At 68.9% G+C, this 25,937-nt stretch carries 22 protein-coding genes and 1 tRNA gene; 10 read left to right on the top strand and 13 right to left on the bottom strand.

Annotated elements, in window-relative coordinates:
• Positions 1 to 89 precede the first annotated feature (89 nt).
• The 3 genes from HGA02_RS00985 (at position 90) to HGA02_RS00995 (ending at position 3,269) form a co-directional block, all read left to right on the top strand.
• Positions 90 to 887, top strand: a complete 798-nt coding sequence (locus HGA02_RS00985) for an SCO4651 family lipoprotein (RefSeq protein ID WP_168676604.1) — start codon at positions 90 to 92, stop codon at positions 885 to 887.
• A gap of 160 nt (positions 888 to 1,047) precedes the next feature.
• A complete protein-coding gene (locus HGA02_RS00990) occupies positions 1,048 to 1,872 on the top strand; it encodes a MerR family transcriptional regulator (protein ID WP_168676608.1) in 825 nt (274 codons plus the stop codon).
• A gap of 143 nt (positions 1,873 to 2,015) precedes the next feature.
• A complete protein-coding gene (locus HGA02_RS00995) occupies positions 2,016 to 3,269 on the top strand; it encodes a hypothetical protein (RefSeq protein ID WP_168676610.1) in 1,254 nt (417 codons plus the stop codon).
• 28 nt (positions 3,270 to 3,297) lie between these two features.
• Here the strand turns inward: HGA02_RS00995 and HGA02_RS01000 are convergent.
• The 8 genes from HGA02_RS01000 to HGA02_RS01040 form a co-directional block, all read right to left on the bottom strand.
• A tRNA-Lys gene (locus HGA02_RS01000) sits at positions 3,298 to 3,373 on the bottom strand.
• A 94-nt stretch (positions 3,374 to 3,467) separates the two neighbouring features.
• Complete coding sequence (locus HGA02_RS01005; protein WP_168676612.1) at positions 3,468 to 4,136, bottom strand: DUF6308 family protein; 669 nt, start codon at positions 4,134 to 4,136, stop codon at positions 3,468 to 3,470.
• Positions 4,133 to 5,617: an N-6 DNA methylase gene (locus HGA02_RS01010; protein WP_168676614.1), complete on the bottom strand. Its 1,485-nt coding sequence runs from the start codon at positions 5,615 to 5,617 to the stop codon at positions 4,133 to 4,135. Before HGA02_RS01010 ends, HGA02_RS01005 begins: the two co-directional genes overlap by 4 nt.
• 41 nt (positions 5,618 to 5,658) lie before the next feature.
• Complete coding sequence (locus HGA02_RS01015; protein ID WP_210727999.1) at positions 5,659 to 6,591, bottom strand: restriction endonuclease; 933 nt, start codon at positions 6,589 to 6,591, stop codon at positions 5,659 to 5,661.
• Between the two features lie 23 nt (positions 6,592 to 6,614).
• On the bottom strand, positions 6,615 to 7,880 hold the full coding sequence (locus HGA02_RS21545) for a restriction endonuclease subunit S (RefSeq protein WP_168676618.1): 1,266 nt from the start codon (positions 7,878 to 7,880) through the stop codon (positions 6,615 to 6,617).
• Positions 7,877 to 10,636 (bottom strand): type I restriction endonuclease subunit R, encoded by a 2,760-nt coding sequence (locus tag HGA02_RS01030; RefSeq protein WP_210728000.1) that lies wholly within the window; start codon positions 10,634 to 10,636, stop codon positions 7,877 to 7,879. Before HGA02_RS01030 ends, HGA02_RS21545 begins: the two co-directional genes overlap by 4 nt.
• 160 nt (positions 10,637 to 10,796) lie before the next feature.
• The gene (locus tag HGA02_RS01035; protein ID WP_168676622.1) at positions 10,797 to 11,834 is read right to left on the bottom strand and encodes a hypothetical protein; all 1,038 of its coding nucleotides are present in this window, start codon (positions 11,832 to 11,834) and stop codon (positions 10,797 to 10,799) included.
• A gap of 104 nt (positions 11,835 to 11,938) precedes the next feature.
• Positions 11,939 to 13,663 (bottom strand): hypothetical protein, encoded by a 1,725-nt coding sequence (locus HGA02_RS01040; protein WP_168676624.1) that lies wholly within the window; start codon positions 13,661 to 13,663, stop codon positions 11,939 to 11,941.
• Positions 13,664 to 13,892: 229 nt separating this feature from the next.
• On the opposite strand from HGA02_RS01040, the gene HGA02_RS01045 reads away from it, so the two are divergent.
• From HGA02_RS01045 to HGA02_RS01070, 6 genes are all read left to right on the top strand, one after another.
• Positions 13,893 to 14,834: a tyrosine-type recombinase/integrase gene (locus HGA02_RS01045; RefSeq protein ID WP_168676626.1), complete on the top strand. Its 942-nt coding sequence runs from the start codon at positions 13,893 to 13,895 to the stop codon at positions 14,832 to 14,834.
• 28 nt (positions 14,835 to 14,862) lie between these two features.
• A complete protein-coding gene (locus HGA02_RS01050; protein WP_168676628.1) occupies positions 14,863 to 16,335 on the top strand; it encodes a hypothetical protein in 1,473 nt (490 codons plus the stop codon).
• Between the two features lie 68 nt (positions 16,336 to 16,403).
• Positions 16,404 to 16,682, top strand: coding sequence for a hypothetical protein (locus HGA02_RS01055; RefSeq protein ID WP_168676630.1), 279 nt, complete (start codon positions 16,404 to 16,406; stop codon positions 16,680 to 16,682).
• A gap of 41 nt (positions 16,683 to 16,723) precedes the next feature.
• Entirely contained in the window at positions 16,724 to 17,056 is a 333-nt protein-coding gene (locus HGA02_RS01060; RefSeq protein WP_168676632.1) for a hypothetical protein, read from the top strand.
• 46 nt (positions 17,057 to 17,102) lie between these two features.
• Positions 17,103 to 17,666 carry a DUF2442 domain-containing protein gene (locus tag HGA02_RS20285; RefSeq protein WP_210728001.1) on the top strand — a complete coding sequence of 188 codons (564 nt, stop codon included), beginning with the start codon at positions 17,103 to 17,105 and terminating at the stop codon, positions 17,664 to 17,666.
• 597 nt (positions 17,667 to 18,263) lie between these two features.
• Positions 18,264 to 19,301, top strand: coding sequence for a hypothetical protein (locus tag HGA02_RS01070; protein ID WP_168676634.1), 1,038 nt, complete (start codon positions 18,264 to 18,266; stop codon positions 19,299 to 19,301).
• A 514-nt stretch (positions 19,302 to 19,815) separates the two neighbouring features.
• On the opposite strand, the gene HGA02_RS01075 is transcribed toward HGA02_RS01070, so the two are convergent.
• The 4 genes from HGA02_RS01075 to HGA02_RS01090 all read right to left on the bottom strand — a co-directional run bounded on the left by HGA02_RS01075 (position 19,816) and on the right by HGA02_RS01090 (position 23,857).
• On the bottom strand, positions 19,816 to 20,415 hold the full coding sequence (locus HGA02_RS01075; protein WP_168676635.1) for a hypothetical protein: 600 nt from the start codon (positions 20,413 to 20,415) through the stop codon (positions 19,816 to 19,818).
• Positions 20,416 to 20,510: 95 nt separating this feature from the next.
• A complete protein-coding gene (locus tag HGA02_RS01080; protein ID WP_168676637.1) occupies positions 20,511 to 21,755 on the bottom strand; it encodes a GmrSD restriction endonuclease domain-containing protein in 1,245 nt (414 codons plus the stop codon).
• A 952-nt stretch (positions 21,756 to 22,707) separates the two neighbouring features.
• On the bottom strand, positions 22,708 to 23,316 hold the full coding sequence (locus HGA02_RS01085) for a hypothetical protein (RefSeq protein WP_168676639.1): 609 nt from the start codon (positions 23,314 to 23,316) through the stop codon (positions 22,708 to 22,710).
• Positions 23,317 to 23,530: 214 nt separating this feature from the next.
• Positions 23,531 to 23,857, bottom strand: coding sequence for a hypothetical protein (locus tag HGA02_RS01090; protein WP_168676641.1), 327 nt, complete (start codon positions 23,855 to 23,857; stop codon positions 23,531 to 23,533).
• Positions 23,858 to 24,126: 269 nt separating this feature from the next.
• Between HGA02_RS01090 and HGA02_RS01095 the strand changes: the two genes are divergently transcribed.
• Positions 24,127 to 24,843 carry a DUF4253 domain-containing protein gene (locus HGA02_RS01095; protein ID WP_343035186.1) on the top strand — a complete coding sequence of 239 codons (717 nt, stop codon included), beginning with the start codon at positions 24,127 to 24,129 and terminating at the stop codon, positions 24,841 to 24,843.
• 37 nt (positions 24,844 to 24,880) lie between these two features.
• Here the strand turns inward: HGA02_RS01095 and HGA02_RS01100 are convergent.
• The coding region (locus HGA02_RS01100) for a hypothetical protein (protein WP_210728002.1) at positions 24,881 to 25,937 on the bottom strand (1,057 nt) is incomplete at its 5' end.

Consider the following 25,937-nt stretch of genomic DNA (forward strand, 5'->3'; position numbering starts at 1 on the left):
CTGCCAGGATGTCCGCGCCGCGCGTCTGCCGCCCGCCCGGCGCGCCTCGGGCGACCGCCCAGCCGTGCGGCATGTCGTCTGGAGTCCCCGTGCAGTCCCGCAGCATCCTCGCCCTGCCCGTCTCGGTCGTCCTCGCCGCCACGCTCGCCGCGTGCGGCGGCGGCAGCGCCACCGCCGACGAGTCGCCCGCACCCGTCCCGACGAAGACCGCGTCCGCGACGCCGACGCCGACCGTCGAGGTGCTCTCGGCGACCAACCTCGTCGCCCGCCTCGACGGTGCGCTCAAGGCGCAGACGTCCTACGACATGACGCTCGACATGACCGGCGCCGCCACGTTCCAGGGCACCGCGAGCATGCAGGTCGTCGACGGCGCGCAGAACATGGCGATGCGCATGACGATGCCCGAGGTCGGCGACATGGAGATCCGCTTCGTGGGCGGCATGGCGTACCTCAAGATCGCGATGCTCGGCGAGCAGTTCTTCCAGATCGACCCCAACGACGCGTCGAACCCGCTGGCGGCCGACTTCGGCGGCATGACCGAGCAGTTCGACACCGGCCTGTCCGGCATGGAGACGGCCATCACGAGCGTCGAGCCCGCCGGTCCCGAGGAGACGCTCGACGGCGTCACCGTGCAGCCGTACACCGTCGTCGTCGACACCACGAAGATGACCGGCGAGGCCGCCGCCAAGCTCGCGGAGGCCGAGTCCGTCGCCGCGCTGCCCGCGACCCTCACCTACACCTACTGGGTCGGCGAGGACGACCTGGTGCGCAAGGTGTCGTACGAGCTGATCGGCATGACGACGACCATGACGTTCACGAACTTCGGCGCGGGCACGCCCGTGACGGCGCCCGCTCCGGAGCAGATCACCACGGAGATGCCGTTCTGACGCACCTCCGCCTGACGTCGTGGGCCGCGTGACCTCCCCGGTCGCGCGGCCCCCGGCCGTCTCGGGCCGTTCCCGGTGACGTCCGCGGCGGGCTGCCGCACCCCCGTCGAGCATGGTGCTTGACCCTCACGCCGTGTCAGGCTCCAGCGTGGTCGACGCCATGTACACCATCGGAGAGTTCGCCGGCATCGGTCGGGTCAGCGTGCGCATGCTGCGCCACTACGACGCGATCGGCCTGCTGCGGCCCGTCCACGTCGACGACCGCACCGGGTACCGCCGCTACGCACCCGCGCAGGTCCCGCACCTGCTGCGCCTCGTCGAGCTCCGCGACCTCGGCGTCGGCCTGGACCGCATCGCGACGGTCCTCACCGCCGACGACGAGCACGCGGCCTTCGCCGAGGTGCTGCGCGAGCGGCTGCGGGAGATCGAGTCGGAGCTCGCGGCCGAGGCCGCCCGCGCCGACCGGATCCGGCGCAAGCTCTCCCAGCTCGAAGGAGATGCCGCGATGACCCTCGCAGTCGACTACCGCGCCATGCCGTCCCTCACCGTCTACGCGCTCGCGGGTGTCGCGCCGGGGATGGGCCCCGAGCACGTCAGCCCCGTCGTCGGACCGCTCATCGAGCGGCTCGACACCGCCCTCGAGGCCGCCGGCCGGCCGATCCTGGAGCCGTCGACCTTCTGGTACGAGCCGCACGACGACGACACCCTCGGCGTCACCGTCTCCTACCCGACCGGCCCCGACCCGCAGCCCGGCGACGGGTACGACGTCGTCACCCTGCCCGCCGTGCCGCTCGCCGCGACCGCGCTCCACCACGGCGACATGAGCGGCATCGGCGAGTCGTGGATGTCGCTGTTCGAGCAGCTCACCGCCGACGGCTACCGCGTCGCCGGCCCGACCCGCGAGGTGTACCTCGAGGCCGAGGGCCACGAGCCCGGGCCGGACTGGGTCACCGAGCTCCAGGCCCCCGTCGAGCGCGTCGCCTGACGCGTCCGGCCGCTCACCGCCCGGCCGCGCGCCGGGTGGTGAGCGGTCGACGCACGCGTCGTCGGTCGAGCGAGCGAGGACGCCTCCTCCTCCGCACCGGGTGCGGGCTCAACACCGCTGCGTCCGACGCCGATGCAGACCGGGTGAACAACGTGCGCCACCTGACATGGCGGTCGATGATCCTCGACCCGTCGCCCGAGGTCCGGGCAAAGGGGTACAGCCGCGTGCCGCTCGACCTCGAGGACGCGCGCCCGGACCTCGAACGGGCGATGGGCGGTCGGGACGGCGTCGGGGACGACGCCGTCACGTTCCTCGTCGGGCGAGGGGACGCGGTCGCGCGCTCGATGCTGGTGGAGCCGTTGCGTCATGCCAGTCCGTTCACCGAGCACGCTCTCCGCGCCGCCGTGGGCGAGATCGACGTCCGTCGGCACACGCCAGACCCCCGGCTCGCGGTGCCGCCGCTGCAGCCGTGGCTGGACGGCCCCGCCCCGCCCCGCTTCGCGGAGATGCTCGACGACGTCGTCACGCGGTGGATCGGGATGCAACGCCGGGACCTGTACGCGGCACGTCGACGGCTGGAGGAGCGCGGAGGGGACCCGGACGCCGATCTCTGGTTCCGCCAGACCACGGAGGCCGTCGCCGCGCACGCGGCTCTCACGCTCGAGGACTGCGCCCAGGCCGTGCGGGCGATCGAAGGTCGCGGCGGACCGGTCCACCCTCTGATCCGCGCGCTCACGGACATCCGCTTCGCCGACGAGGTCGGGCCGATGCTCAGCCCGCTCCAGCGCCTCCGGCTGGGCTGGCAAGACGACCGGCCGAACATCCTCATGTGGAACTTCGACTACCAGGGGCTCGACCTCCGCCTCTTCGCCGACGCCGTGTCGAGGTTGGGAGTCCGGCGACCGGCTGCCCTGATCGCCCGCTGCTACCTGCTCGGCGACTACCTGCTCCCGACCGTCGCGTGGCCGTTCTTCGTCGAGCACCCCGAACGCCTGGACGACTGCCTCGGCCTCGCCGTCCCCGAGGCACCGGTGAAGGACGAGTGGCTCGTCAAGGCGCTGGGCGTCCTCGCGCAGATGCCCGTCATGCCGTCCCGGTACCTGCCGCGCGTCGTCGACCTGTCGGTCTCCGGTCCCGCCCGCCCGCGGGCCGCCGCCCGACGCGTCGTCGAGACGCACGGCGACCCGCTCGCCGTGGCCACCGGAGCGCTGCGCCACGGTCGGGGTGCGATCCGCGCCAGCGCCGCCAAGTGGCTCGACGAGCAGGGGGCGACGGCGGCGCTGCCCGACCTGCGCGCCGCGCTGGCCCGGGAGACCAGCGCGCCGACGCGCACCACGATCACGGCGGTCGTCGGTCGGCTCGAGACCTCCGTCGTCCCGAGCGGGTCGACCCCGTGACGCCACGCGGCGGTGCCGCGCACGTGGGTGGTGGGCCCCGTGGGGATCGAACCCACAACCCGCGGATTAAAAGTCCGCTGCTCTGCCAGTTGAGCTAGAGGCCCGGTGGATGGGGACTATCACTGGGAGAACCCTCGGGACAACGTTCGTGTAGTTCGTCCCGGTTCTGGGACTCCTGGCTCAGTCCTCACCGGAAGGCTACGGCACCTCGACCCGGCCGCTGGGTGTCGCGTAGCCCTTGCCGACCATCCACGTTAGGACGTCGAAGACGCGCAGGAGTGAGATGTCGTGCCCGAGGCCGGCGCGCCCGCGGAGGGTCGCAAGGTGCGTCGCGTTCGCGCCACCGTCTGCGTTCAGCCAGTCGTGCAGTGACAGCCACAACCGGCGCTTGACGAGCGAGAGCTCGGCGTCGACGACGGAGTCGAACACGGGCACGAGGTGCGGGCGCTTGCGCGCCAGCAGCTTCGATGCGGCGGTGTCGCCGATTCCTGAGATCGCCAAGAGCTCCGAGTAGATCGCTCGCACCGGCCAGTCCGCACCGAGCGAGTCAGCAGGCAGCGACGCCAGCGAGACGTCGGTCGACACCTGCCGGAGGAGTTCGTGCAGGCGGTTGCGTCGGTGCAGCAGGATCTCCAGCGCGGCGTCTCCGCCGATGTCGACTGAGAGCATCGAGACTGCGACGAGGTCCTCGGCGGTGAACTCGTTGGCGATGGCTGGGCGGTCCCCACCGCCACCCAGCCTTTCGAAGTGGGCGCCGGAGAACTGGCCCTCGGGTCGCGGCGTGAAGTACCGCCGTAGCACGTCCGCGGCCTCATCGGTGCGGTTCGGGTCGAGGAACCAGGCCAGGCGAGCGCTCGGTGTGATCATGTGTTCTCACCGGCTGCGGCCTCGAGTGCTGCGGCGACGGCCTCAAACTCGGCGAGTGCCGCGGTGAGGTCTTCGACGATCTCGCGGGCGATGACCTCGGGGGCAGGCAGGTTGTCGAGGTCCTCCAGGGACTCGTCGCGCAGCCAGGTGATGTCGAGGTTGACCTTGTCGCGGGCGATCAGCTCGTCGTAGCCGAACGAGTGGAACCGCTCGGACTCGATGCGCTCGTCGCGCGGGCGGCTGGGGGCGTAGGAGGCGACGAAGTCGTCGAGGTGGGAGCGGGTCAGCGGATTCTGCTTGAGCGTGAAGTGCAGGTTGGTGCGCAGGTCGTAGACCCATAGCCGCTGCGTCCACGGCTGCTCGGCAGCGGGCTTCTTGTCGAAGAAAAGCACGTTCGCCTTGACGCCCTGGGCGTAGAAGATGCCGGTCGGTAGCCGCAGCATCGTGTGCAGGTCGAAGTCGCGGAGCAGGCGGCGGCGCAGGGTCTCGCCGGCGCCGCCCTCGAACAAAACGTTGTCCGGCAGGACGACCGCGGCACGGCCGTTGATGTCGAGGATCGTGGCGATGTGCTGCAGGAAGTTGAGTTGCTTATTCGACGTCGTGACTACGAAGTCCTGCCGCTCAATCTCGAGGTCTTCGCGAGCCTCGCGTCCGTCGGCGCCGACCATCGTCAGGGATGACTTGCGGCCGAACGGCGGGTTGGACAAGACGACCGACCAGCGTCGGCCGGGATCGGCGATGAGGGCGTCCTTGACCTCGATCAAGGACTCGCCGTTGGCATCTCCGATACCGTGCAGCAGCAGGTTCATGGCCGCCAGGCGGGCGGTGCCGTCGACCAACTCGACGCCGTGCGCAAACCTGTCACGCAAGTGCGCGCGCTCGGGCGGCGTCATCGACGCTGCGTCGCGCGCTGCGTACTCGTGGGCGGCGAGCAGGAACCCAGCTGTGCCGCAGGCAGGGTCGACGACCGTGTCGTGCACCGTCGGCCGAACGCAGTCGACCATCGCCCGGATGATCGGTCGCGGTGTGAAGTACTGGCCGGCACCGGACTTGATGTCCTCGGCCCCCTTGGCCAGTAGCGACTCGTAGGCATCGCCCTTGATGTCAGTTCCGGTCTGCGACCACTGCTCGGCGTCGATCAGGTCGTGGATCAGTCGCTTGAGCTTGGCCGGGTCCTGAATGCGGTTCTGCGCCTTGCGGAAGATCGTTCCGAGCGTACCGGGTTCCTTTCCCAGGCCGAGGAGGATCCGGGTGTACTCGAACTCGAGCTGCACGCCGTCGGCGTCGAGCAGCCGCTGCCACGAGAACTCGTCGGGGACGATCTGCTCCGGCTTGAGCGGTCGAGTCGCCCGCTCGTGCGCCATCTTGAGGAACAGCAGGTAGGTCAGCTGCTCGGTGTACTCGATCGTGCCGACGCCGTCGTCGCGCAGGACATTGCAGTAAGACCAGAGCTTGTCGACCAGGCGTCGAGCGTCAGCCACAGTGGGGGCCTTTCGGGTGGTACCGGTGCGAGCAAGGAGAACTACAGGGCTTCGAAGAAGTCCTCGTCGAGGCGCTTCAGCGTGAAGGCCTGCTCGTCCTGGACGCCGACGTTATTTAGGACCATGAGGTCCGCGAGCCGACGGCCGTCGACGAGGACGATGCGTTCGCGGAGATAGCGCACGTACTCGACGGCATCCCGGCTGAAGGTGCTCGTCGTGATGAAAACGCCGCGATCGGCCTGCTGGCCGTGCAGTGCGCCTACGAACGCTTGGACCGCGGGCCGCCCCACCGGAGTGTCGGCGGCGTAGCGCTTGGCCTGCATGTAGACCCTCTCGAGGCCGAGCGGGTCCTGTCGGATGATGCCGTCGATCCCGCCGTCGCCGGTGCGTCCGGTGTGCTCCACCGCGCCCGAGCGTCCGCCGTACCCGAGGGCGGTCAGGACGTGCAGCACAAGCCGTTCGAAGGCCGTCGGGTCCATGCTCAGGAGCCGAACGAGGAGTTCACCCGCGACAAGCGCCGTGTTCTGGGCGGCCGCGCGCTCGATCGCCTCTCGCGGATCGGCGGCGAGCTCGGTCTCGAGGTCAGCCGGCGGACGGGGGCCGGCTGTGCGCTCGTTCGGCGCCGATGTGCCGCGGCGTGGGCGAGAGGCCTCCCGCGACCGCCCGAGGAAGGCCCGGAACTCATCGATCTCGCTCAGGACGCGGGTGTCGATGCGGTCCGGGTTGGTCCTGAGCACCGCGCGCCCGGCATCGGTAATGCGGGCACGCCCGCGCGCCGGGCGCTCGATGAGGCCGGCCTGGGCGAGGTATGTGTTGGCCCAGCCGATTCGGCTGTTAACCAGTCGGACCTTTCCGCTCGGAAGCAACTCCGCGCGATCGTCGGCATTGAGCTCGAAGTCGTCACTGAGCGCGGCGACAATAGCGGAAACTGTCCAGGTGCGGCCATCCGACAGCAAAGCCAGGAGCGGGCGCATGAACGATTCGTAGTCCGGAACTGTCATCCGACAAACTCTTCTGCTCGATCCATGTCCGACGTGCGGCCGGTGAGACGGCCTGAGAACGCCGCGGCGAGCAGGGCGCGGCGGAGTGAATGGCTACGCGCTTTGGCGGTCCGGACCGTCGGAACCGTGGAGCTGAGTTTCGCCCAAAGCGAGTCCACGGCGCCGACCACTTGGCGCTGATGCTCAAGGGAAGGGATCGATACTTCGATATTCGCGTACTCGGATGCCTTGATGTTGCGGAGATTTGTGGACGCCTTCTGGAGGTGTTCCGTCGCCCCGGTCGCCTGAAGCGCATTAAGATAGAGATGCAAGAATCGTGGCTCAACTCGCGATGGATCGGGTCGCATCAACTGCATAAAGTTGGAGCAAATCGATCGACTCTTTAACGCGGGCACGAGTCCAACTCGACCGATCGGCGTGGTGATTCCGCCGCCGGACTTCTCAAGGAGTAGGTCGCCTTCGATTAGTTCGCGCGAAGCCAGTTGTGACTGCGTCACCGACCTCCGCGCGGCAGTCGTTGGGTCGAGGGACCCCCACGCTCTCAATTCCGTGACACGAAGCACGTCCACGTCGACATCTGCCTCTCCCGGCGCGCTGCCCCACACCCCGCCGATGTAGTTCGATAGCAGGTCGGAGAGGCGCACGGGAGCGCCCGGAGCTGGCGCATGTGCCACCCATCGCGCGGCCGCCGTCCAGCGGAGCGCATCGGCCCTCGCGAGGCTCGCGTCCAGGCCCGCTTCGGCGGTGTCGAGGCGGGAGAGGTGGTCTTCAAGGATGTCGACGATGCGTCGCTGCTCGGCGATCGGCGGGACGGGGATCGTCAGCTTTCGGAGTTGCTGCTGTGGCAGGTGCCGAATCGTCGACCCGGTAGATAGCAAGTCCAGCTGGCCGGTCTGCGCTGCGAGCGAGAGGTAGTGAACCAGGAAGCGGCCATCCAATTCGTCATGGGGCCGGACGCGGTGCAAGGCCTTCTGGTAGGCGATGTACGTGGCCCGTCCTGGCCACACAGCTGCGCGACCGATCTCCCCGCCCTCGCACACCAGCACGTCGCCCTGGCGGACCTCGAAGCGCTTGAGCTCCTCATCAGAGAGCTCCACTGTCAGCAGGTCGCTCGTGTCGATCCGTCCCCACTGAACGTTGGTGTTCCGCAGGTACTCGACGCGAGGCCGGCCGCGGTCCTTGCCCTTGTCGAGCATCTTGCCGAGCGCGGTGTCGGCGATCTCGCCAAGCGGCCGCCAGTCCCATTCGTTTGGTGCGGTCACGCGGTCAGTTCCTCGTTGAGCTGGTCGATCAGGGTCACGGCGTCGTGCCCGAGGTCGCGAACGATCCCGTCGACGCCGCCGCGTTCCGTGAAGGGTGCGGCGTCAAGGTCGTCCGTGTCGAATCCGGCGGAGGCGGCGATCACTTCCGCCATCCGGTCGAGCCACCAGCGCTGGTTGTCCGCGAACCTGACGCCGGCCTGTTCCTGCGCCAAGAGCCAGGCGGCATATCGCTCGCGGACCAGCTCGCCGTAGGGCACGAGCTGTTCGTCGGCGCGCAGGGTGTAGCGGATGAGGGAGACGAGGTCGGTAAGGCGGGCGTGATCGTTGTGCGTGACGCTGCCGGCCTCGATGGCCTCGTAAGCGGCCCACACGACATCGATGGTCCAGTTGTGCGGCGGACGGGCGATACGGTCGGCGAGCTCCTTGAGGGAGTCGAACGGGACGCGGCGAGTGCGAGCCTCGTCGAGGAGCTGGATGGCGGTGATCTCGTCGCGGTGCTCGGCGAGGTAAGCGGTCCAAGACTCGACGATGGAGCGGGCGCGGGATGTGTCGACGACGCCATGCGCGTCGAGGAGTTCGTCGACGGTGACCTCGTCGATGACGCGGTCGTGGGTCTGACGCAGCTCGAGTATGCGGGCGCGCAGTTCGGGGTTGGCGGCAAGCGGCTCAACGGCGTTCTCGATGAGGTCGGCGATCACGTCGGCTGGCGGGCGCCCGGGGGCTGCCTCCAGCGCGGCGGCCTGGCGGTCCGCGTCGACAGCGTCGACCAGGTCGCGGACGACGTCCCGCAGCGGTTGACCTGCGACGTGGTCCAGCTCGGATCGCTCGTCCGGCGTGAGCTGCAGCTCGAGCGCAGCCAGGCGTGAACCAAGCGTGGCGGCCTCTGCCTCGGTGATGGTGAGGTTCGCGGCGCGGTCCAGGAGTTGCTTGAGGCTCACGCCCTTCTCGCGGTTCAGCGGCGGCTCGACGAAGTCGTGCTCGGTGACGCCGACGGCGTCGACGATGACGAACCGTGTCTTCTCGGTGGCGTCGGGCGTGACGGCCTGGAAGTCGGCATCCGGGATGGTGCGGGCACCGCGGCCCTTCATCTGCTCGAAGTACTGCGCCGAGCGCACGTCGCGCATGAACATGACGCATTCGAGGGGCTTGACGTCGGTGCCGGTGGCGATCATGTCGACGGTCACCGCGACGCGCAATGACGCCGAGGTGCGGAAGGCCTTGAGGTGACCCTTGGGGTCTTTGGCGTTGTACGTGATCTTGGCCGCGAAGTCGTTTCCCTTGCCGAACACCTCACGCACGGTCGTAACGACCTGTTCGGCGTGGGCGTCGTCCTTGCAGAAGATCAGCGTCTTGGGGACGGTCGTGCGGCCGGGGAAGATCTCGGGCATCCGATCGCGGTACGTCTCCAGTACGAGCCGGATCTGCGAGAGCGACGTCACCGCGCGGTCGAGCTGCGGGGCGGTGTACTCCAGATCCTCGTCGAGCGCCTCGAACCGATGCGCACGAGTGCGGCGGTCAACCTTCGGGACGACGGTCCCTGCCTCGATCATCGACCCCTGCTCCGTGACCTGGGTGCGGATGCGGTAGATGTCGAAGTCGACGTTCACACCGTCGGCCACCGACTGCGGGTACGTGTACTCGGACACCAGGTTCTGGTGGAAGAACCCGAACGTCTGCTTCCCCGGCGTCGCGGTGAGGCCGACGATGTGCGCGTCGAAGTACTCCAGCACCCCACGCCACACGCCGTAGATGGAGCGGTGGGCCTCGTCGACGACGATCAGGTCGAACGTCTCCGGCGGCAACGCGCTGCTGTATCGCACAGAGACCGGGGCGTCCGGCACGTAGTCGTCCAGGCCGGGGTCGTCGACGTCCGGGACCTCCCGGCCCGACAGGGCGCGGTGGACGCGCTGAATCGTGGAGATCACCACCGAGGACGAGGCGAGCATCCCTGCCGTGGAGAGTTTGTCGACCGTGTAGAGCTCGGTGAATCGGCGTCCGTCGTCGGGGGTGCGGTAGTTCTGAAACTCGGCGAGGGTCTGGTCGGCCAGGTTGTTGCGGTCGACCAGGAACAGGACGCGACCGAACCCGCCGTGCTTGAGCAGGCGGTAGCACTGGGTGACCGCGGTGTAGGTCTTGCCCGCGCCGGTGGCCATCTGAATCAGTGACCGCGAGAAGCGCTGCTCAGCCAGAGACCGTTCGACGCCGTGGATCGCGTCGATCTGCGCGGGCCGCAGCGGCGCCTCGTCCAGCGGCGGCAGGTGGCGCACCTTCGCCCGCCACGTGGGTGCCTCGGGGCGGTCGACCGCCCCGCGGACCGTCCGGGCGAGTGTCTCGGGTCGCGGGAACGCGAAGACCCTGCGGGCTCGTGGATCGGGGTCGTAGCCGTTGGTGAAGTGCGTCTCCGAGCCGGTGGCCTCGAAGACGAACGGGAGCCGGCCGTCGATGACGACGGCTCTCTTCGCGTGCCGGTCGGGCAGCCCGGTTGCGTACATGGCGGACTGCCACTCAACCCCGGACAACGTCGTGCCTTGCGGCTTGGCCTCGATGACGCCGACGACTCGCTTGTCGACGTACAGGACGTAGTCGGCGCGCCCGTGGCCCGGGGCCATAACCATTTCCCGGACCGCGACGCCCGGCGCGAACAGGTTGAGGCTGTTCTTGTCCTGGACCGACCATCCCGCCGCGGTGAGCTGGGCGTCGATCAGGACGCGTGCACGCTGCTCGGCGGCGAGGCGCGAGGCGTCGTCGGCGGGCATGGGCCCAGCGTAGGAGCGCGGCCGCGTGGCCGGGCGTCGATTGGCGGTGTGGTGCGGGCGCAACTTCCGTATCACCTCCTTGAGTGCGCCCGTTTCGTCGGGTGTGGCACCGCCCGTTGGTTGTGTTCCTGTGTGGAGTTGTCAAAGAGCAGGAGTGAAGTCAGGCGGCCAGGGGGAGGGGCTGGAAGCCGCTCGTGGCCGCGGGCAGGTCGATGACGAGATCGCGCGTGGTCTGGATGTCGGCGAGCCGTGCTGCGCGGGCGACGTCGGTGCCGGCAATTGCTGCTGCCGCGTCGGGGCCGTGGGTGTGCCAGGTGGTCTTGATGCGCCACCGGCGAAGGGCGCTGGCTTCGATGTCGGTGTGGCCCAGTCCGACGGCGGTCAGCGCTCGCTTCAGCACACCGTCCGCGGAGGATCCGCCGGCGTATGTGTCGGCGTTCGGCTTCCGTGCCTCGTAGAGCAGCGGCCGCCCGGGACGGGCGTCGAGCAGGACGGTCTGGAGCACACGAGCGTGGAAGTCGTCGAGGGTGATGAACCGCGACTCGACTCCGTTGTTGTGGCCGTTCGCCAGGACGGCGGACGCCATGCCTTCGACGACGTCCAGCAGTGAGTCATCGGTGATCTGGGTCGTCTCGCGCAGCATGCAGCCGGCGTCCGTCATCGCGACGGTCGCGGCGGCTCGTCGCGTGCGGCCTGACGTGTTGGTCGCGCCCAGCGCGGTGTAGGTGCGCAGCAGGACGACCTCGTCGATCTCGGCGGGTCGCCCTTGCTTGCGAGGGTCGGCAGTGCGCGCCGCGATCTTGACGTTGGCGGGTAGCGCGTAGACGGCAGAAGGTTCGGCGCCGATGCTGGCGGCGGCAGCGGCGCCGATCGCCACCGCGACGTTGCGGTGCAGGTGGATCGAGGCGAGCGCCACCTCGTCCGTTGTGTCTTCGATGGCGGAGGTGGGGACGGCGATGGCCCGCAGCACGAGCGCCAAGTCCTTGAGAAGGCCGTACAGATCGGTGATGCCGTGGGCTCGGGCGACGGTCGTCAGCCTGTCCCAGGCGATCTCGAACTCGTCACGCGCGCGGTGGTCCGGCATTAGGCCCCAGCTCGTGTCGAGGTGATCGAACGCGAGGCGGGCGTCCGCGGAGCTCATGTGCAGCGTGGGTGAGAGCGCCGGAGGATTCGGCTTCTTGCCGGTCTTGCGGGTCACGGTGGGTCCCTTTCGTCGTGGTCGTTGCTGACCTCGGGGACCGTGCGCGGACCCGAATCGGCGGCAATCGGAGCAGGGGTGACAGGCGGTGGCAGGAGTAGGGATCAACCGTTGCGCAGGTGCTCGGCCCAGGTGATCGAGTTCTGGACCACGGCGGCGAGCAGGAAGTCGAGCATCTGCCCCTCCCGGGACAGCGCAGACCCACGGGTGCTGCTCTGGCCAGGGAGAGTGCCCTTGAACCAGGAGTTGTAGCCCTCGACGTCGTTGCGGGCCCGGTCGACGAACTCGAATTTCTTACCGTCGCGGCGCGAGACAGGGTGCAGCCGCGAGCCGACGGCGTCCTTGGGTGCCCGGACGATGTCCGTGCTGTCGCGGGTGTAGCGGGTCGTCTCGGGGGTCCAGGTCAGCTCGTGCCTGAAGTGCCCGCCAGCGCAGGGGATCTCGTAGGTGCTGACGCGCTGCCACCGGCGAGAGTTGACTCGCCGCGCGGAGGAGTCGACGCAGGTCAGGTGGTCGCGCTTGACGAGCTGCTCGCTGAGGTCGTCTACCTCGACGGTGAACAGAGCGCCGTCGTCCATCACGAGGTCGTGCTCACAGCTGAGTCCGTCGGTGGTGGTGTGCGTCGCGGTCAGGAACCGGTAGGCGCTGTGCACGAGGTCGTAGGCATTCCTGGAGGGGTACAGGCTGATCCCGACCGGCTGCGGTCGGCCACCGAAGTAGATGCGTTCGAGCACGGTGCGATTGGCGGCGGCGCGGGTCATCGTGGTGGTGGTCACGCCGATGGTGGCCCGTCGAAGCCGCTCGCTGAGCTGTGACTCCGTGTCGATGGCATCTAAGTCCTTGGGGCGCGAGACGGCCTCACCGAACAGCTGCACACGGTGCGCCCCCATCAGGTACGCGGTGTGCCAGCCAGTCAGCGCCCGGTCGTAGACGACGGAGTGCACACCGTCGCCGGCGACGGCCATGACACGCTCGATGAGGTCGAGGGCGGTCCATGCTTCGGCGCCCAACTCGCTGTCGACGGCCAGGACGACGCGGCCGGCGGAGGTCCGGGTGTGCATCGAGACGAAGTTGATGCCGCGTCCGGGCTTGTCGTCCGTGCCGACCTCGCGGCACGCCCGCTGTAGCTTCGGCGTCCCCGTGTTGGCCCGCGAACCGATGTAGTGCACCTTGCCGGTGATCGGATTCGCGACGGCGGTGACGTCGCTGTACGGCTTGACGATCGTGCCGTCGCCGAAGATCGCGTGTCTGACGTCGGGCTCGGCCCACTGAGGCTGGACCCCGGGGTGCAGGTTGCCGAGCGCCTGCGCCTGCCCAACGGCCGCGACACTGAACGCGCGAACGAGTGCGGTAAGCAGCGGTCGCCTCGGGTCGGTGATCTTCTTGCGCAGGTAGTTGACCCGATCGCGGTCCGGCGCGGTCGTCGGCAGTGTCTCACCATGGACCCGCTCGAACGCCGCCCGACAGCGCTGCCACAGGTCCTCGTCGCTGCTGAGCAGATTGAGCGCGGACGCCGTGGACCCCGTGATGCGGGCGCATGCCGCCACAGCGAGCAGGCACGTGTCGGAGTACGGCGAGCGGCGTCCACGCGACGACATGTCCGCCCGAGCGTCAGCCAGGACTACCGCGAGGTTGGCCAGGGCGGGGAACGCGAAGAGGTCGACGATACGGCTGCGCTCGTCGCGCGTCGGCGTGCTCCGGCTGGCCTTGGTTCGGCTGGTCGCGGCGGCGGGGGCGGGCATCGAGAGGTGCTCCTTAGTGCGGTGGATCGCCGCTTCGTGCGGCCAGATCCACCGTGCGCCGGGGAGTTGACGGGAACCGTCGGTCATCCATCGGGTTCTGACTCCGACGTTCTGCTGACGGCCTCCGACAAACCTCCGAGCGAGGGCTTCCGGAGATCCGATGAACACCGGATGTCGGCATCCGATGTTCATCGGACTCGACGCGCGTAGCCGCAGGTCGGACGGGCATGACGTTCCGGGCTGCGCGCGATCGCGTTCTGGCGCCTTCGCGTCGCCGGCGCAGCGTCCTACCGTCGGAGTCCTGGGAGGTGGTGATGTGACTGCGAAAACCTCCGAGACGACCACCGCGACCGCTCGCCCAGCGCAGGACTCGCTGTCACTCGACGAGCTGCTCGAGCGGGCGCACGCGGCGTGGGCGGCGAGTGGGGCGTTCTCCGAGCAGACGCTGCTGCGAGCGCACGAGACTGCCTACCGGTTCACCCAGCGGGTGATGCGTCAGGGCGCGATGGGCGTCGGTGACCTGACCCCGGCGCTGTGCAGCGGGTTCGTCACCGCCCCAACCGCCGAGGGGCGGCCCGCCGAGCTCACCACCCAGCACGCTCGGCGCACGGCGTTGCGCATGTACTTCCGAGCGCTCCGCGACCTCGGCCTCTACGACGGGGACCCGACCCTGGACCTCCACCTGCCGGCCCGGACGTCGACCGCGGCACGCCCGTTGACTGACGACGAGGTCACCTTGTGCCGGGTCGCGGCCCGGCTCGGCGCCGCCGGCTCGACCAGCCTGCAGCGTGCGGTGTGCTGGGCGTTGGCCGAGGCGACGGCGATCACGAGTGAGATCACCCAGGTACGTGTCGGAGACGTAGACGACGCGGCCGCGCCGCGATGGGTGCGCCTCGCGGGGACGAAGCGTGCCCGCGGCAGGCTCGGCGAGCTGACCGACTGGGGCTCCCGGGTGATGAGCCGACAGCTGGAGATGCTGCACGAGCGAGGCGCAGGCAGTCACACCCTGGTCACCTACCGCGGCGCTGGTGCCCCAGGGCAGCACGTCGCACAGGCCGCCGTCTGCAACGCGATCGGCGAGGTCCTGACGGCGGCAGACCTGGCCGCCGAACCGGACGTGCGCCCCACCTCGGTCCGCAACTGGGCCGGACGAGCCCTCTACGACGCTGGGATGCCGATCGAGCGAGTCGCGGTGCGCCTGGGCGCACGAAGCCTGGACTCGGTCGCCGAGGACATCGCCCTGCACTGGTGGCCGTGAAACACGACGGAGAACAGGGAGGTGGGCGATGAGCACGCGCACCGGCCGGCGCATCGGCACGCTCGACCGGCTCTCGGCGGTGCTGTCCTCCCCGAGCCTGTACCGGGTCGCGGCTGCGCTCGAGCAGGAGCAGGTGGTCGGCCGGCCCCCTGAGCACCCGCCCTACGTGCTGCTGCAGTTCGCCACGCTCGCGCGCCTGGCCCGCTCCGGGATCCGCGTCGAGGTGGACCTCGCCCACCCCGCGACATGGGACTTCGCGCGCCGCATCATCTCCACCGCGATCGCCACCCAAGGGCTCGACCTACCCGCACCCGGACCGCGGCCGCCCAAGTGGGACCACTGGCGCTGGTTCCGCGACCACCACCTCACCTCAGACGAAGGGCTGGCCGCACTGAGCCGGGCCTACCCGCCAGTGGCGGTCGACCTCGCGCGCTCAATCGGCCAGCTCGATCCCCGCGGCCCGGGGTCGCTCACCCATCCCGACCCCAGCCGCACGGTCTACGGCGATGGAACGATCGTGCGCCCGATCTACCAACCACCGGATGCAGTGCGCGTCGCCGGCGAAGACGGAACCTCGAGCCCTCGCTACCCGGGACCGAACGGTGAGCTGCGTGAACAGCCCGAGGGCCGCTTCGACCCCGATCTGGCCGAGCACCACGGGCACCGCGGTTCAGTGCTCGGCCACGGGTACGTCGCCTTCCACACCCGCGGCATGCACCCCTACCAGCGGGTCGTGCTGGCCGTCGAGCACATCCCAGCTCCCGGGATGGAGGCCGCCACGTCAGTGCAGCTGCTGGGCGTTGTCGCCCGCCACGCCCACGGCGGCATCCAGGCCGTCATCTACGACGGGGCGTTCCACGGCGTGCACATCGACGAGGTCATGACCCGCTACGGCTACGTCGTGATCAGCAAGATTCCCACCGGCGAAGATGTGCCCGGTGCGGTTCGTGCGGTGCGCACCCCCGGCGGACGCCTCGCCAAGAGCTACCCCCTCGGCTTCGCCACCCACACCCTGCCGACTGGGCCATGCCAGCACCCGATTGCAGCGATCGGCGGCCGCGTGGTCCAGCTCGACCTCGACGAACGCGGCGACCCCGTCGTCGTCTCCACACCGCGGCGGGGACCGGTCAAGCGGGTCCGCCGCGCCGACGGTCGCTTCCACTTCAACCTCGGCTACGACATCGCCTGCCCCTACGGCGAGTTCACCACCTGGCTGTCCCCGCACGGGCGCGACGGCGACTACGCCCGGCCGGAGAACCTGCGCGTCATCCCCGACGACGACCCCGACGCCCAACGGCTTCGCGGCCTGCGCAGCGACGCCGAAGCGTTCCACTCCAACCTCAAGCGCACCCTCATCGTCGACCGAGCGATGAGCCTGGGCTGGCGGCGAGGACTGATCGACGTCTACGCGTTCGCCCTGCTCAACAATGCCCTGGCTGAGTGGCGGGCGGTCGAGAACGCCGCCCAGCCTCACACCCGAACCTTGCGAGTCGCGCGATGAGCGGGCCGCCGCCCGACGGTCCTCGCGGGGTAGCCGTCCCGGAGGCTGACGCCGACGGGCGATGGGAAGTGACGACCGAGCGCGGGACGACCTACGCGTTCGACACCCGCGCCGACGCCGCCCCGACCGTGACGCGCTACCCCGCCCCCGGAGCGCCGACCTGCCCGGGCGACCTGCGGCCGCTGCGACTGTTGAGCCGGCAGAGCCCGCGCGCCACCCGCGGCGCTGACTACAGCATCCTGCTTGGTGACCGGATGCTCCTGGTCACCGAACCCATCGAACCGAACGCCGAGTACAGCGCCCGCATGACGTCGCCGGTGACGGCCATCGACAGGCGAGACCCGTGAGCGGCGCAGACACCACGCCCCCCAGCTCAGAGACCTGCGACGTGCTCGACCTTCGAACAGCATCGGGGCTCTGGCTCGTGCTCAGCTCGAGCCAGACCATCTACCGCCTGGACCTGGACCGGCACCTGCTGCGACGTGAACCGGGGACGGGGTCCTCACGAGACGCCTTCGATGACGCGTGGGTGCCGCTCGTACATGTCGAGGTCCTCGTCGACGGTGGCCGGACCGCAGTAACGTCCACGATCACGGTGGGGCGACGGCACCTGTACCTCACCGACCCCATGGGCGGCGGCGCGGACTACCGCTGGTGGTTGCAGCGCACGGCCGAACGCATCGCACCAGTCGCGGCGGGCGCGCCGCCCGTCGAACCCTGAGCAGTCCCATCCGCCTCGGACTTCCAGAAGTTGAGGGAGTGATGCCATGGACAGGCCCGACCGGACACCGATCCTCACAGACCGCGACCTGAGCGAGCAGCAACGCGCATGGCTGCCCGAAGACGTCGCCCACGCGTACCGCCACTGGCCCGCCGCCGCGCGCGTCGAGCTGGCAACTACCGGCATGACGTTCTGGCAGGGCAGCGCACCCGAGGACCAGGCATGGGACTGGCGCAGCGTCTCGCTCGCGGCACGCACCTACCCGACCTGCAGGGTCACGCTGTGGTCACCGTGGCTGCTCGAGGTCCGCGACCTCGAGCTCGCCGAACTCGACGAGCGCTACCCGATGATCACCATCGTCGACGTTCACGTCGTTGCCCGCTACATCGTCGAGCTGGTCTTTGACACCGGCGAGCACCGCGTCATCGACCTCGAGGACGATCTGTGGGGGCCGATGTTCGAGCCGATGCGCACGGACTACGACCAGTTCTGCGCCGTGGCAGTCGACCCGGACAGCGGCACTGTCGCCTGGCCGAACGGCGCCGACATGGCCCCCGAAGGGCTGTACGCCGACTCCCGGCCGGTTCGACCGGAATCACGCCTCAAGTAGCATGCCGAGCCGTTGGCCCGCCGAACGCGACACCTGACGGGGATGCAGGCGAACATGCAGGGCCTATCGCGTCACGAACACGAGCCGGTGGCGACGCTGCGCCAGCAAGATACTCAGGCTTGGCGGCTTCCCACTGTGGAGTGCCTGCTGTGCGAGTCGCACCACTCACGGGTCCCCGGGGGCGATGAGCTGGTTCAGCGTCGCAGCCGCCCCCAGGGCACCTCCGACACCGGCGCCGAAGCCCACGAGCAACTGAACGACGATGTGCGCGTCGTGCACCGACCAGACTGCTACGGCAGCCGCAGCCGCGCCGCATACGAGTGCCAAACCCCAGATGAGCGCGGAGCGCACGGTGAGGAGGTACGTCGCGGTCGCAGCTGAAGGCGTTGAAGGGGCAGAGGTCGAGGGGGGCCGTGTGGTCATCGTCATGCGCCTGTCCGTGAGTCGGGGACTTCCGCGGACAGGTATCCCCCCGTTTCCCGGCCCGGTCAACTACACTGGTTCCGCAGTACAACCCGCCAGGCGACGAATCATCGTTGTGAAGCGTGAAGATGTAGCCAGGCGGGTTGATCGGCTCGGTTTGATCTGGGGTAACTCGTGGGCATCCTGGCCGACTTCGACCTCACACCCGGCCCGGGGGTCTCCGAACGGGCTCTTCTGACGAAGCGACTGAACCGCCTCACCGTGCGCTCGGCGCCCGACGGGGACGGCGAAGGGTGGCTCCTATCGGCGCGGTGGGCTACTGCGAACTTCGAAAGGGTGCCCGGCTCGGAGCCCCGCGATCTCCTGATCCGGCGTGAGTTCTCGTGGCGGTCTGCCGACCCGCCGGTGTCCATCAGCGACCGCAAGCCTCCGGGCCGGGAGCACCGCCCTTCGGCGACCCGCATCCTGGACTCCCGCGGCGCCGCGCTGCGGCTCTACCTGATCATCCTCGCGGTCGCACACAAGACGCGGTGGCGCACCGCGACCCACGCCAACGAGCTGCCGTTGGCGGGTGACTTCGGTTGGGTTGACCTGGTCGCCGGGCGCCTGAAGAAGCAGGGTGCTCCGCGTATGGTCGCCAGTGACCGCGACGACCGGCTGCGCACCGTTCACGCAGCGCTGCGATCGCTGCAAGGCGCCGGCCTGGTCGAACTGCCCAACGACGGGCGGCCCAAGGGCACGTACGACGGCTTCATCCCGCTGCGAGAAGGTGGGCTTCTTCTGCCGGCCTCAGTGCGGTACACGCTGCCGACGACGAAGGACGTGCTGATATCGCTGCCCTACACGTTCATCACTAACGGGTGGGTCCATCTGCTTGAAGACAGCGAGATCGCGCTGCTGCTGATGGTGGCGTGCGGTGCCGGGTCGCTGGAAGTTCCCGGGCTCCAGCCCGGATGGGTGGCTATCCCCGCGGCCACCCGTCTGGCGCGGTACGGGCTGAGCCGTGATGCGTTCGACGCGCACCGCATGCTCAAGCGGTTCGGGCTACTCGACGTGTATGGCCTCGGACGTCACGACGAGGACTTGTCTCGCGTGCGTGAGTACGGCAAGAAGGAGCCGCAGTTGCACAGGCTGCATCTGCGTCGTGAAGGGTTCGAAGAGCCCGCGCTCGACGTTGTGCCGACCGAGGTCGCGCGGCGTCTCAGGGAGTAGTCAGGCGAGTTGTTTGACCAGCCGTGTCAGTTCTTTGCCCCCGGGTTATCTCGCCTGTGCTCAACCAGTGATCCACGCAGACTATCTGCGCTGGCGCGCTTCTGACCGGTTGGCCCGAGCCTTCTTGCGCTCGGGGGTCGACGGCGACCGGTGCCGCGCCAAGGAGTGCGCACAATCTCGGTCCACTGAGTGCAGTCGGCGGGGTCTCGCAAAGAGCCGTGGGTTCAGCCCCAGGTGGGCTTCGAGGTGAGGTGCCGGAAGTCACAGAGAGGCCGTAGGGGCATACCAGGGGCCCGCAGGTGGCGCGGCTCGCCCGGTCAGCCGGTATATCTAAGAATGTGCAATGGCAACGTCCGCTATAGGTTGCGGCCACCTCGCATTACGTCGCTCGAATGGCGCTCCGGGCGGGCGCGCCCCGGCGCGGGTTGACCGTCGTTGATTCGAAGTACCAGCGCCATCGGCCTTCGACAAACGACACATCGCGGACCGCGATCGCCCGCGGGGCCCACCTGGGTTATCCATGCGCAGCTCGCAGGAGGCGTGGCGCATATCGCTCGAGCGCATCAAGGCCAGGAAGTATGAGCCGAAGTCGAGTCCATTCGGTCGAGCCCGATGGCCAAGACGAGAAGCCTATGACCCCGCTGCCGTGTGCTACGTCTCCGCGAGCGGCACCAAGGTTGTCCAACTGGTCGAGCATGCCGGTAGCAAACAGGTCCTCACGATAGCCGATGGGCACGAGAACTCGACGCACATTGCCCGCTTTTAGGCCGTTATTGAACTCTATCAACTTTTGATGGCGCTGTATGGCTTTAGTCAAGCGGGCGGGCGCCTGTAGGCGCGACGCCACGGCGATGGCTGGAATGAACTCGGGATATCTGGCATTGGGGGCATCGCGCGGTGTGCCGAGCGGCTCGAGTGCGTAGTAAACGAGCAGGTGGTGTCCTGCGTGAGTCAGGACGCCTTCATTGGTGGCTCGATCCTGAGTCTTGTCCAGTATCATTTGTGCAAGCATGTCGATGTAATGCTGGATTTCGGCATGGGCGAGCAAGCGGAAAGCGTGCAGCCGGTCGACGTCGCTCTGATCTCGGGGAACGAATTGTGCGTCGATGCTCAACGCGGCCGCAACGTCGTGTATGCGCTGTCGCAGGATTCGCGCACGCCTCGCTCGCTTGCATGGAGTTCGAATCGGTTCGCCGAGCAGCATCTTCGTCAGTGCTGCCGAGGGGCAATTGGGAGAAACGGCGTTACGAAATTCTCGTACTGCAACTTCACGCCGAGCGCGTCGCCCAGCGCGGTTCCCCAGCGCGATAGCCGGCCGATTGTCGCGTCCTTCGTCTTCGTCGTGGCTGTTAGATATGATGAGAAGACGGGGTCATTGGTGCATAGGGTTTCAAAAGCTTCGACGACCGACTGCTTGCGTGCGACGGCCGAGTGAGCGAGCGTCTCGTCGGCCAAATACCAGGTAATGGTGTCGAACACCGCAACGTTAAATCGCGGTAGGTACTGCCCGCGCTCTGGATCGAATCGAAGGAACGCAGCATTCCCGAATATCTCGAACGTTGCGTCGATCGCTCTTTCCATTCCCAGGACAAGGTTCGTCAGGTCGGATTCGATCTCCTCATAGTGCTCATTCCCGCCCTTGAGTACTCGGTCAAGGAAGTCGCGAAGATCGCCGGAGTACTTCGAGACGTTGGTGCGAAACGCTGTGTAACGCAGAAGGGTTTCGGCGTCGCGCAACCGGAAGTCCGGCTCTGTAAGCCGTCGCGCTCGGAGGAGTGGTGCGCTTGTGCCGCTTGTCTTGTTCACAAAGTTGGTTAGCCGTCCAGGGAAGATGGCTTGGCGAAGTTCGTGAGACGCAAGCGGAACGCTCGCCTTGTTTAGGCGGGAGAAGATGAGGTGCAACAACGATGGCGTTTTCCAATTGCGAACGACAACCGTGCGGATCGGTTGCGTCGACAGAGCGCGTGCATACTTGCGCAGGTCGCCTGAGTTTTGGATTTCCGCCAATGTTGCGCCGGCGAGCTCCGTTTTGAGTATCTCAAGCCCCCTGAGTCGCAACGGGTCGTTCTTGTCGAAGAAACGCTGCAGGGCTGTGAGTCGTTGCTTTCCGTCGAGGACGTAAAATTGTCCCTCATGGCGCATGCTCTCTGCCAGCACCAGTGGCGGAATAGGTAGGCCGAGCATGAGTGATTCGATGAAAAGTCCCTGGCGTTCGTCTGTCCACGCAGTTCGGCGCTGGAAGGGGGGTGCAGTCACGAGAACCCCCTGGCTCGTTGGGTCGTCAGGGTCAGCGTCGATCTGGTCTACGACGCTCGCGACGGTCCAGTCGACGGTGTAGACGACCGAGCCTGTGACGGCATCTGGGGTTAGGGCGCCTGGATCCTCGTAGTCTCCATCCAGTTCGTCGTCCGAGTCGATGACGAGCTCTACCTGCGCGGGTGCACGATCAGACACACCGTCCTCCTCAAGGTTGGATGGAGAGTATCGACCTTGTAGACATGAGGGGTCCGATCGCGGAGCAGCTCGCGACGGCCCGGACAATGGTTGCCTGCCGTCTTCGATGCTCCTGCCCCAGGTCTCGTGGGCGTGGAGATTGGGCCGCATCAGGCCGTTCGCTTTGTGCGGGAGTGCTCCCGTGCCGGCGCCTCTCAGTGACGTCGAGCTCTCTTGGTGTCGAGCGGCAACCTCAAGATGGCACCCGGTCCTGCTCTGCCAGCCGAAGGTGTCGCATTCCTCTGGATCGGCCGGTTCGATCGTTGGCGAGTGGCGGCGCCCCTGCGAACTTGCCGGCTCTATCGAATACTTGCCTGACATCTCAGCCACTCTTCAGGGCAGCGACAACACATGCGAGGAACGACAGACCGTCCGTGCGGCGTTCGACGCAGCAATCCGGAGCCCACCCGTCGAGTGTGTCGAGGATGGTGCGAAGGACGTGAACTCGCGACTGGGCGTGCCGTCAGCGCGACGTCATCGTCTGAGCCTTGGCCCCGGGCCGCCGTCTGCGACGAGCCAGCAGATCGCTGGGCCCGGGTGTGGGCGGACCGTCCCAACCGCGGCGTTCCGTACCCTCGGTCACGCGTTCCGCACGGTCCGATCGGCTCGCACGGCCGTAGTCCGATCTCGCACATCAGAGTGATAGTTCGCACCCACCAGAGGCCCGTGGATGGGGACTATCGCTGGGAGAGACCCTCGGGACGGCTCCGACGTCGTTCGCCCGACGAGTTGGCGGCCAGCGCAGCACCCACCTGGTGGGACGAGCGCCCCGCGCCGACTCTACGGGAGCAGAGCCGCGCGCTGGTCGCTCAGCCGTCTGGAGGGCGGCGCCGTTCGGGATCACACCGCATCGTCGGGCTGATGCGACGCGCGCGAGCGCGCCGACGAGCGCAGGGCGCTAGTGCGCAGGCCGTCAGACAGGCATCCCCAGCGCGACGCGGGCGTGCGTCCTCACGATGTCGTCCGAGTCGTCGACCAGCGCCCGGCAGACCTCGATGTCGTGCTCCCAGGTGCTGACGACGTTCCACCGCACGTCAGCGGATCGGTCGAGCACCAGCTTGTCGACGACGTCACGCGGCAGTCGGGGGGAGGCTGCGACGACCTGCCTGACCTCCTTGCGTGGATCGTCGGCGAGGGTACGGAGCAGAGCGAGAGGGCAGGCGTCCGACATGGCGACGTGGAGCCGGACTCGATGGTCCGCGTCCTGGGCCAGCTCGTGCAGGAGTGCAGGCGATGAGGTGCTCAGCGCCAGCTGCTCGCGTCCTGCCCGCACGGGATGCCGCAGGAGGGAGTCGACCACCTCGGGCTGCAGGCGGTCACCGAGCTGCCCGACGGCCCAGACCAGGTCTCGGTCGCCAGTCGACAGTGCAGCCAGGTGCACCTCCTGGTCCGCCGACACGTTCTGGGCGGCCCGCCACCGGACGTGCCAGTGCGAGTCGCGGAGCAGTGCGAGCAGTGCGTCCGTCGGGCACGCGGGGTTGCCCGCGAGGCTCTCCCGGACCTGTCGGTCAGTGTCGTGCACGAACGTCCGCAGGACGCGTGGATCGGCGTCGCGCTGACTAGCCGCAGAGCGGCGGGCGGCGCGTCCAGCGTGCGTCGCCCTGGTCGCTCGGGCCTTCTCGTCATCCCTCACGTCGGTCCTTCCGTCGCGTCCGAGTCTTGCGCGCCACCGGGCTCTGCGTCGGCCATTCGGCCGGCGCAGAGCCGCCCGCACATGCGCTCGGGCCCTGCCGCGTCTACGCGTCGGTGAAGTTGCAGGTGATGACGAAGCGGATGTTCTTGTCGAACGTGTAGGTGCGGTCGCCCTCGTTGGCGTCGCCCAGCTCGCTGACGAAGTAGGTCTTGCCGGTCTTGATGACGACGAACGCCACCGGGGACGGCTTGGTGTACGTGCGCACGCCGTGGCCGACGGTCGCCTTCGTGCAGTCGTAGACGCCTTCGTACTCCCACGTCGCCGGGTCGTCGCGCGGGTCGCGTGGGCACGCCCCGGCAGGACCGGCCGAGACGAGCAGCGCGGCGCCCGCGAGCGCGGCGGCGGTGAGTGTCAGACGTGCACGAGCCATGGCGTACCCCCGGTGGACGACGGGCACCGCGCGGGTCGCGGTGTCCGGTTTGTCACGTTAGGGGCGACGGGCGGTGCTCCAGAAGGGGCGATGCGACGATTCACCCGCCGCGGGTTGTCGGTGCCGCGTGGTGCGATGACGCCGTGGCCTGGTGGAGGAAGCGTCGCGGGACCCCTGATCCGACCCCGTCCGGGCCCACGGACGGCGCGCAGACGTCCGAGCGCCCGCCCGAGCGCGTCGCGGTCCTCGGGGAGGCGCCTCACACCGAGGTGATCGGTACGACGAGCACCGGCGACGTCCTGGCGTTCCGCGCCGCCGCCGAGGACCTGCCGGTCTGGTGGCGGCAGCTGCGTGCGGAGCATTCCCGCACCGGTCTGTGGCCGGTGCTGCTCGGCCCCGACGTCGGGGACCTCTGCGCGGTGCTGCCGGGCGCGGCGCGTGACGACTACGACCCCGCGGCCGAGCTCGCGCGTGCGGAGCGCATGACGCTCGACGACCTGCGCGCTCTGCGGGTGCGACGCACAGAGCGCTACGCCCACCTGGGCGGCGACGACGCGTTCGGCGACGAGGACGACGACGACGCGGTGGCGATGGTCGAGCCCGGCGCGCTGGCCCGCCATCCCGCGACGTTCACCGTGGCGAAGGCCGACGGCCTCGTGGCGCTGGTCCCGGCAGCGCACGGGTGGCAGGTGCCCGTCCTGCTCGGGTGGGACGGCGGCGTGAACTACGACCTGGAGCCCGTGGACCACGCGGTCGTCCTGCGCGACTGGTACGAGCGGTTCGGTGCCGAGCTCGTGACGCTCGACGGCGAGCAGGTGCTGGAGCTGTGGGTGGAGCACCCTCCCGCGAGCACGACGCAGGCGCTCGCGGTGGCGCGCGAGCAGTACGAGTACTGCTACGACGTCGTCCACCAGGGCGTCGGCTCGCTGACCGACCTCGCGGGGGACCAGGTCGGGTCGAGGTCCTGGTACTTCTGGTGGGACTGAGCGTCTCGGGCGCGGCGTCGTCGCCGCCGGCGGGTGGTCAGCGGCACGGCGTCCAGAGGTGGGGGTGGGCGCCGACGCGCACGAGCGCCTCGTGGCCGCCGTTGATCGCCTGCGGCACCGTGGGGAGCGGCGCGCCGGCCGGGTCGAGCATGAGGCGGAAGCCGGTGCCAGTCTCGTAGAGGAACGGGCGCAGCGGCGGGGTGGCGCGCTCGTCGCGGATCGCGCCGACGATCGTCCCGTCCGCGTCGGCGTCGCTGACCTGCAGGTCGACCGGCGACCCGTTCGGGGTGGGCGCGGGGACGACGTCGTACCCACGGGCGGCGGTCCACGTCACGACGGCGTCGCCCCGCCCGTCGGTCCGGACGCGGTAGCCGATGACCCGACCGTCGTCGGCGAGCGCGACCGGGACTACCTGGCTGCCGTCGGCGAGCGGGGGCAGCGCGGTGACCGTGCCGGTCGGCGACCAGAGGAGCACCTGCCGGCGGAACGCGCCGGTCGCGTCGGTCCCCGCACCCGACCCGAGGATCCAGCCGGACGTGTTGACGGCGACGGCCTCGGTCGAGCTCCACACGCCCGGCGGCGGAGGGAGCACGCGTCGCTGGTCGGTCCAGACGAACGCCTCCGTGCGGCCGGGCGAGGCGACGGGGTCGCTCGCGCCCACGACGGTGTTCGCGTCGTTGACGGCGCGGACGGTGTCGTAGCGGTCGGGGGACCGGTCGACGGGCACCAGGGGCAACGGCCCCTCGACGCGCACCGCCTTGGCGATCTCGTACCGCGCGCCCTGGACCGCGGCCGTGCCCGCGACGCGCCCGCCGGGGGACACCGCGGTCAGCTCGGACCGCAGGCCGCCCTCGATGCCGCCGTACCAGCGGGTGGTGCCGGTGGTCGCCTGCCACGACATCGTGCGCAGCCGGGTGTCGTAGCCGACGACGAGCCCGTCGTCGCCGAGGTCGATCGCGAAGGGGACGGGCACCCGGGTCAGCGACCCGCAGACGGTCCCCGCCCAGCCGGTCGCCGGTGCCGTGTCCGCACGCGCGGGCGTCACCGGCGTGCCGCCGACGGCCAGACCGGCCACGACGCCGAGCGCGAGGAGC

The sequence above is a fragment of the Cellulomonas septica genome (assembly GCF_012396155.1).
GTDB classification, from domain to species: Bacteria; Actinomycetota; Actinomycetes; order Actinomycetales; family Cellulomonadaceae; genus Cellulomonas; species Cellulomonas septica.

What these genes read in the sequence shown, in the direction of transcription:
- HGA02_RS01090 (WP_168676641.1), bottom strand. Translation starts at nt 23,857, where the DNA reads ATGGCTCGTGCACGTCTGACACTCACCGCCGCCGCGCTCGCGGGCGCC.
- HGA02_RS01015 (WP_210727999.1), bottom strand. Translation starts at nt 6,591, where the DNA reads ATGCGCCCGCTCCTGGCTTTGCTGTCGGATGGCCGCACCTGGACAGTT.
- HGA02_RS01005 (WP_168676612.1), bottom strand. Translation starts at nt 4,136, where the DNA reads ATGATCACACCGAGCGCTCGCCTGGCCTGGTTCCTCGACCCGAACCGC.
- HGA02_RS01030 (WP_210728000.1), bottom strand. Translation starts at nt 10,636, where the DNA reads ATGCCCGCCGACGACGCCTCGCGCCTCGCCGCCGAGCAGCGTGCACGC.
- HGA02_RS01050 (WP_168676628.1), top strand. Translation starts at nt 14,863, where the DNA reads ATGAGCACGCGCACCGGCCGGCGCATCGGCACGCTCGACCGGCTCTCG.
- HGA02_RS01040 (WP_168676624.1), bottom strand. Translation starts at nt 13,663, where the DNA reads ATGACCGACGGTTCCCGTCAACTCCCCGGCGCACGGTGGATCTGGCCG.
- HGA02_RS00990 (WP_168676608.1), top strand. Translation starts at nt 1,048, where the DNA reads ATGTACACCATCGGAGAGTTCGCCGGCATCGGTCGGGTCAGCGTGCGC.
- HGA02_RS20285 (WP_210728001.1), top strand. Translation starts at nt 17,103, where the DNA reads ATGGACAGGCCCGACCGGACACCGATCCTCACAGACCGCGACCTGAGC.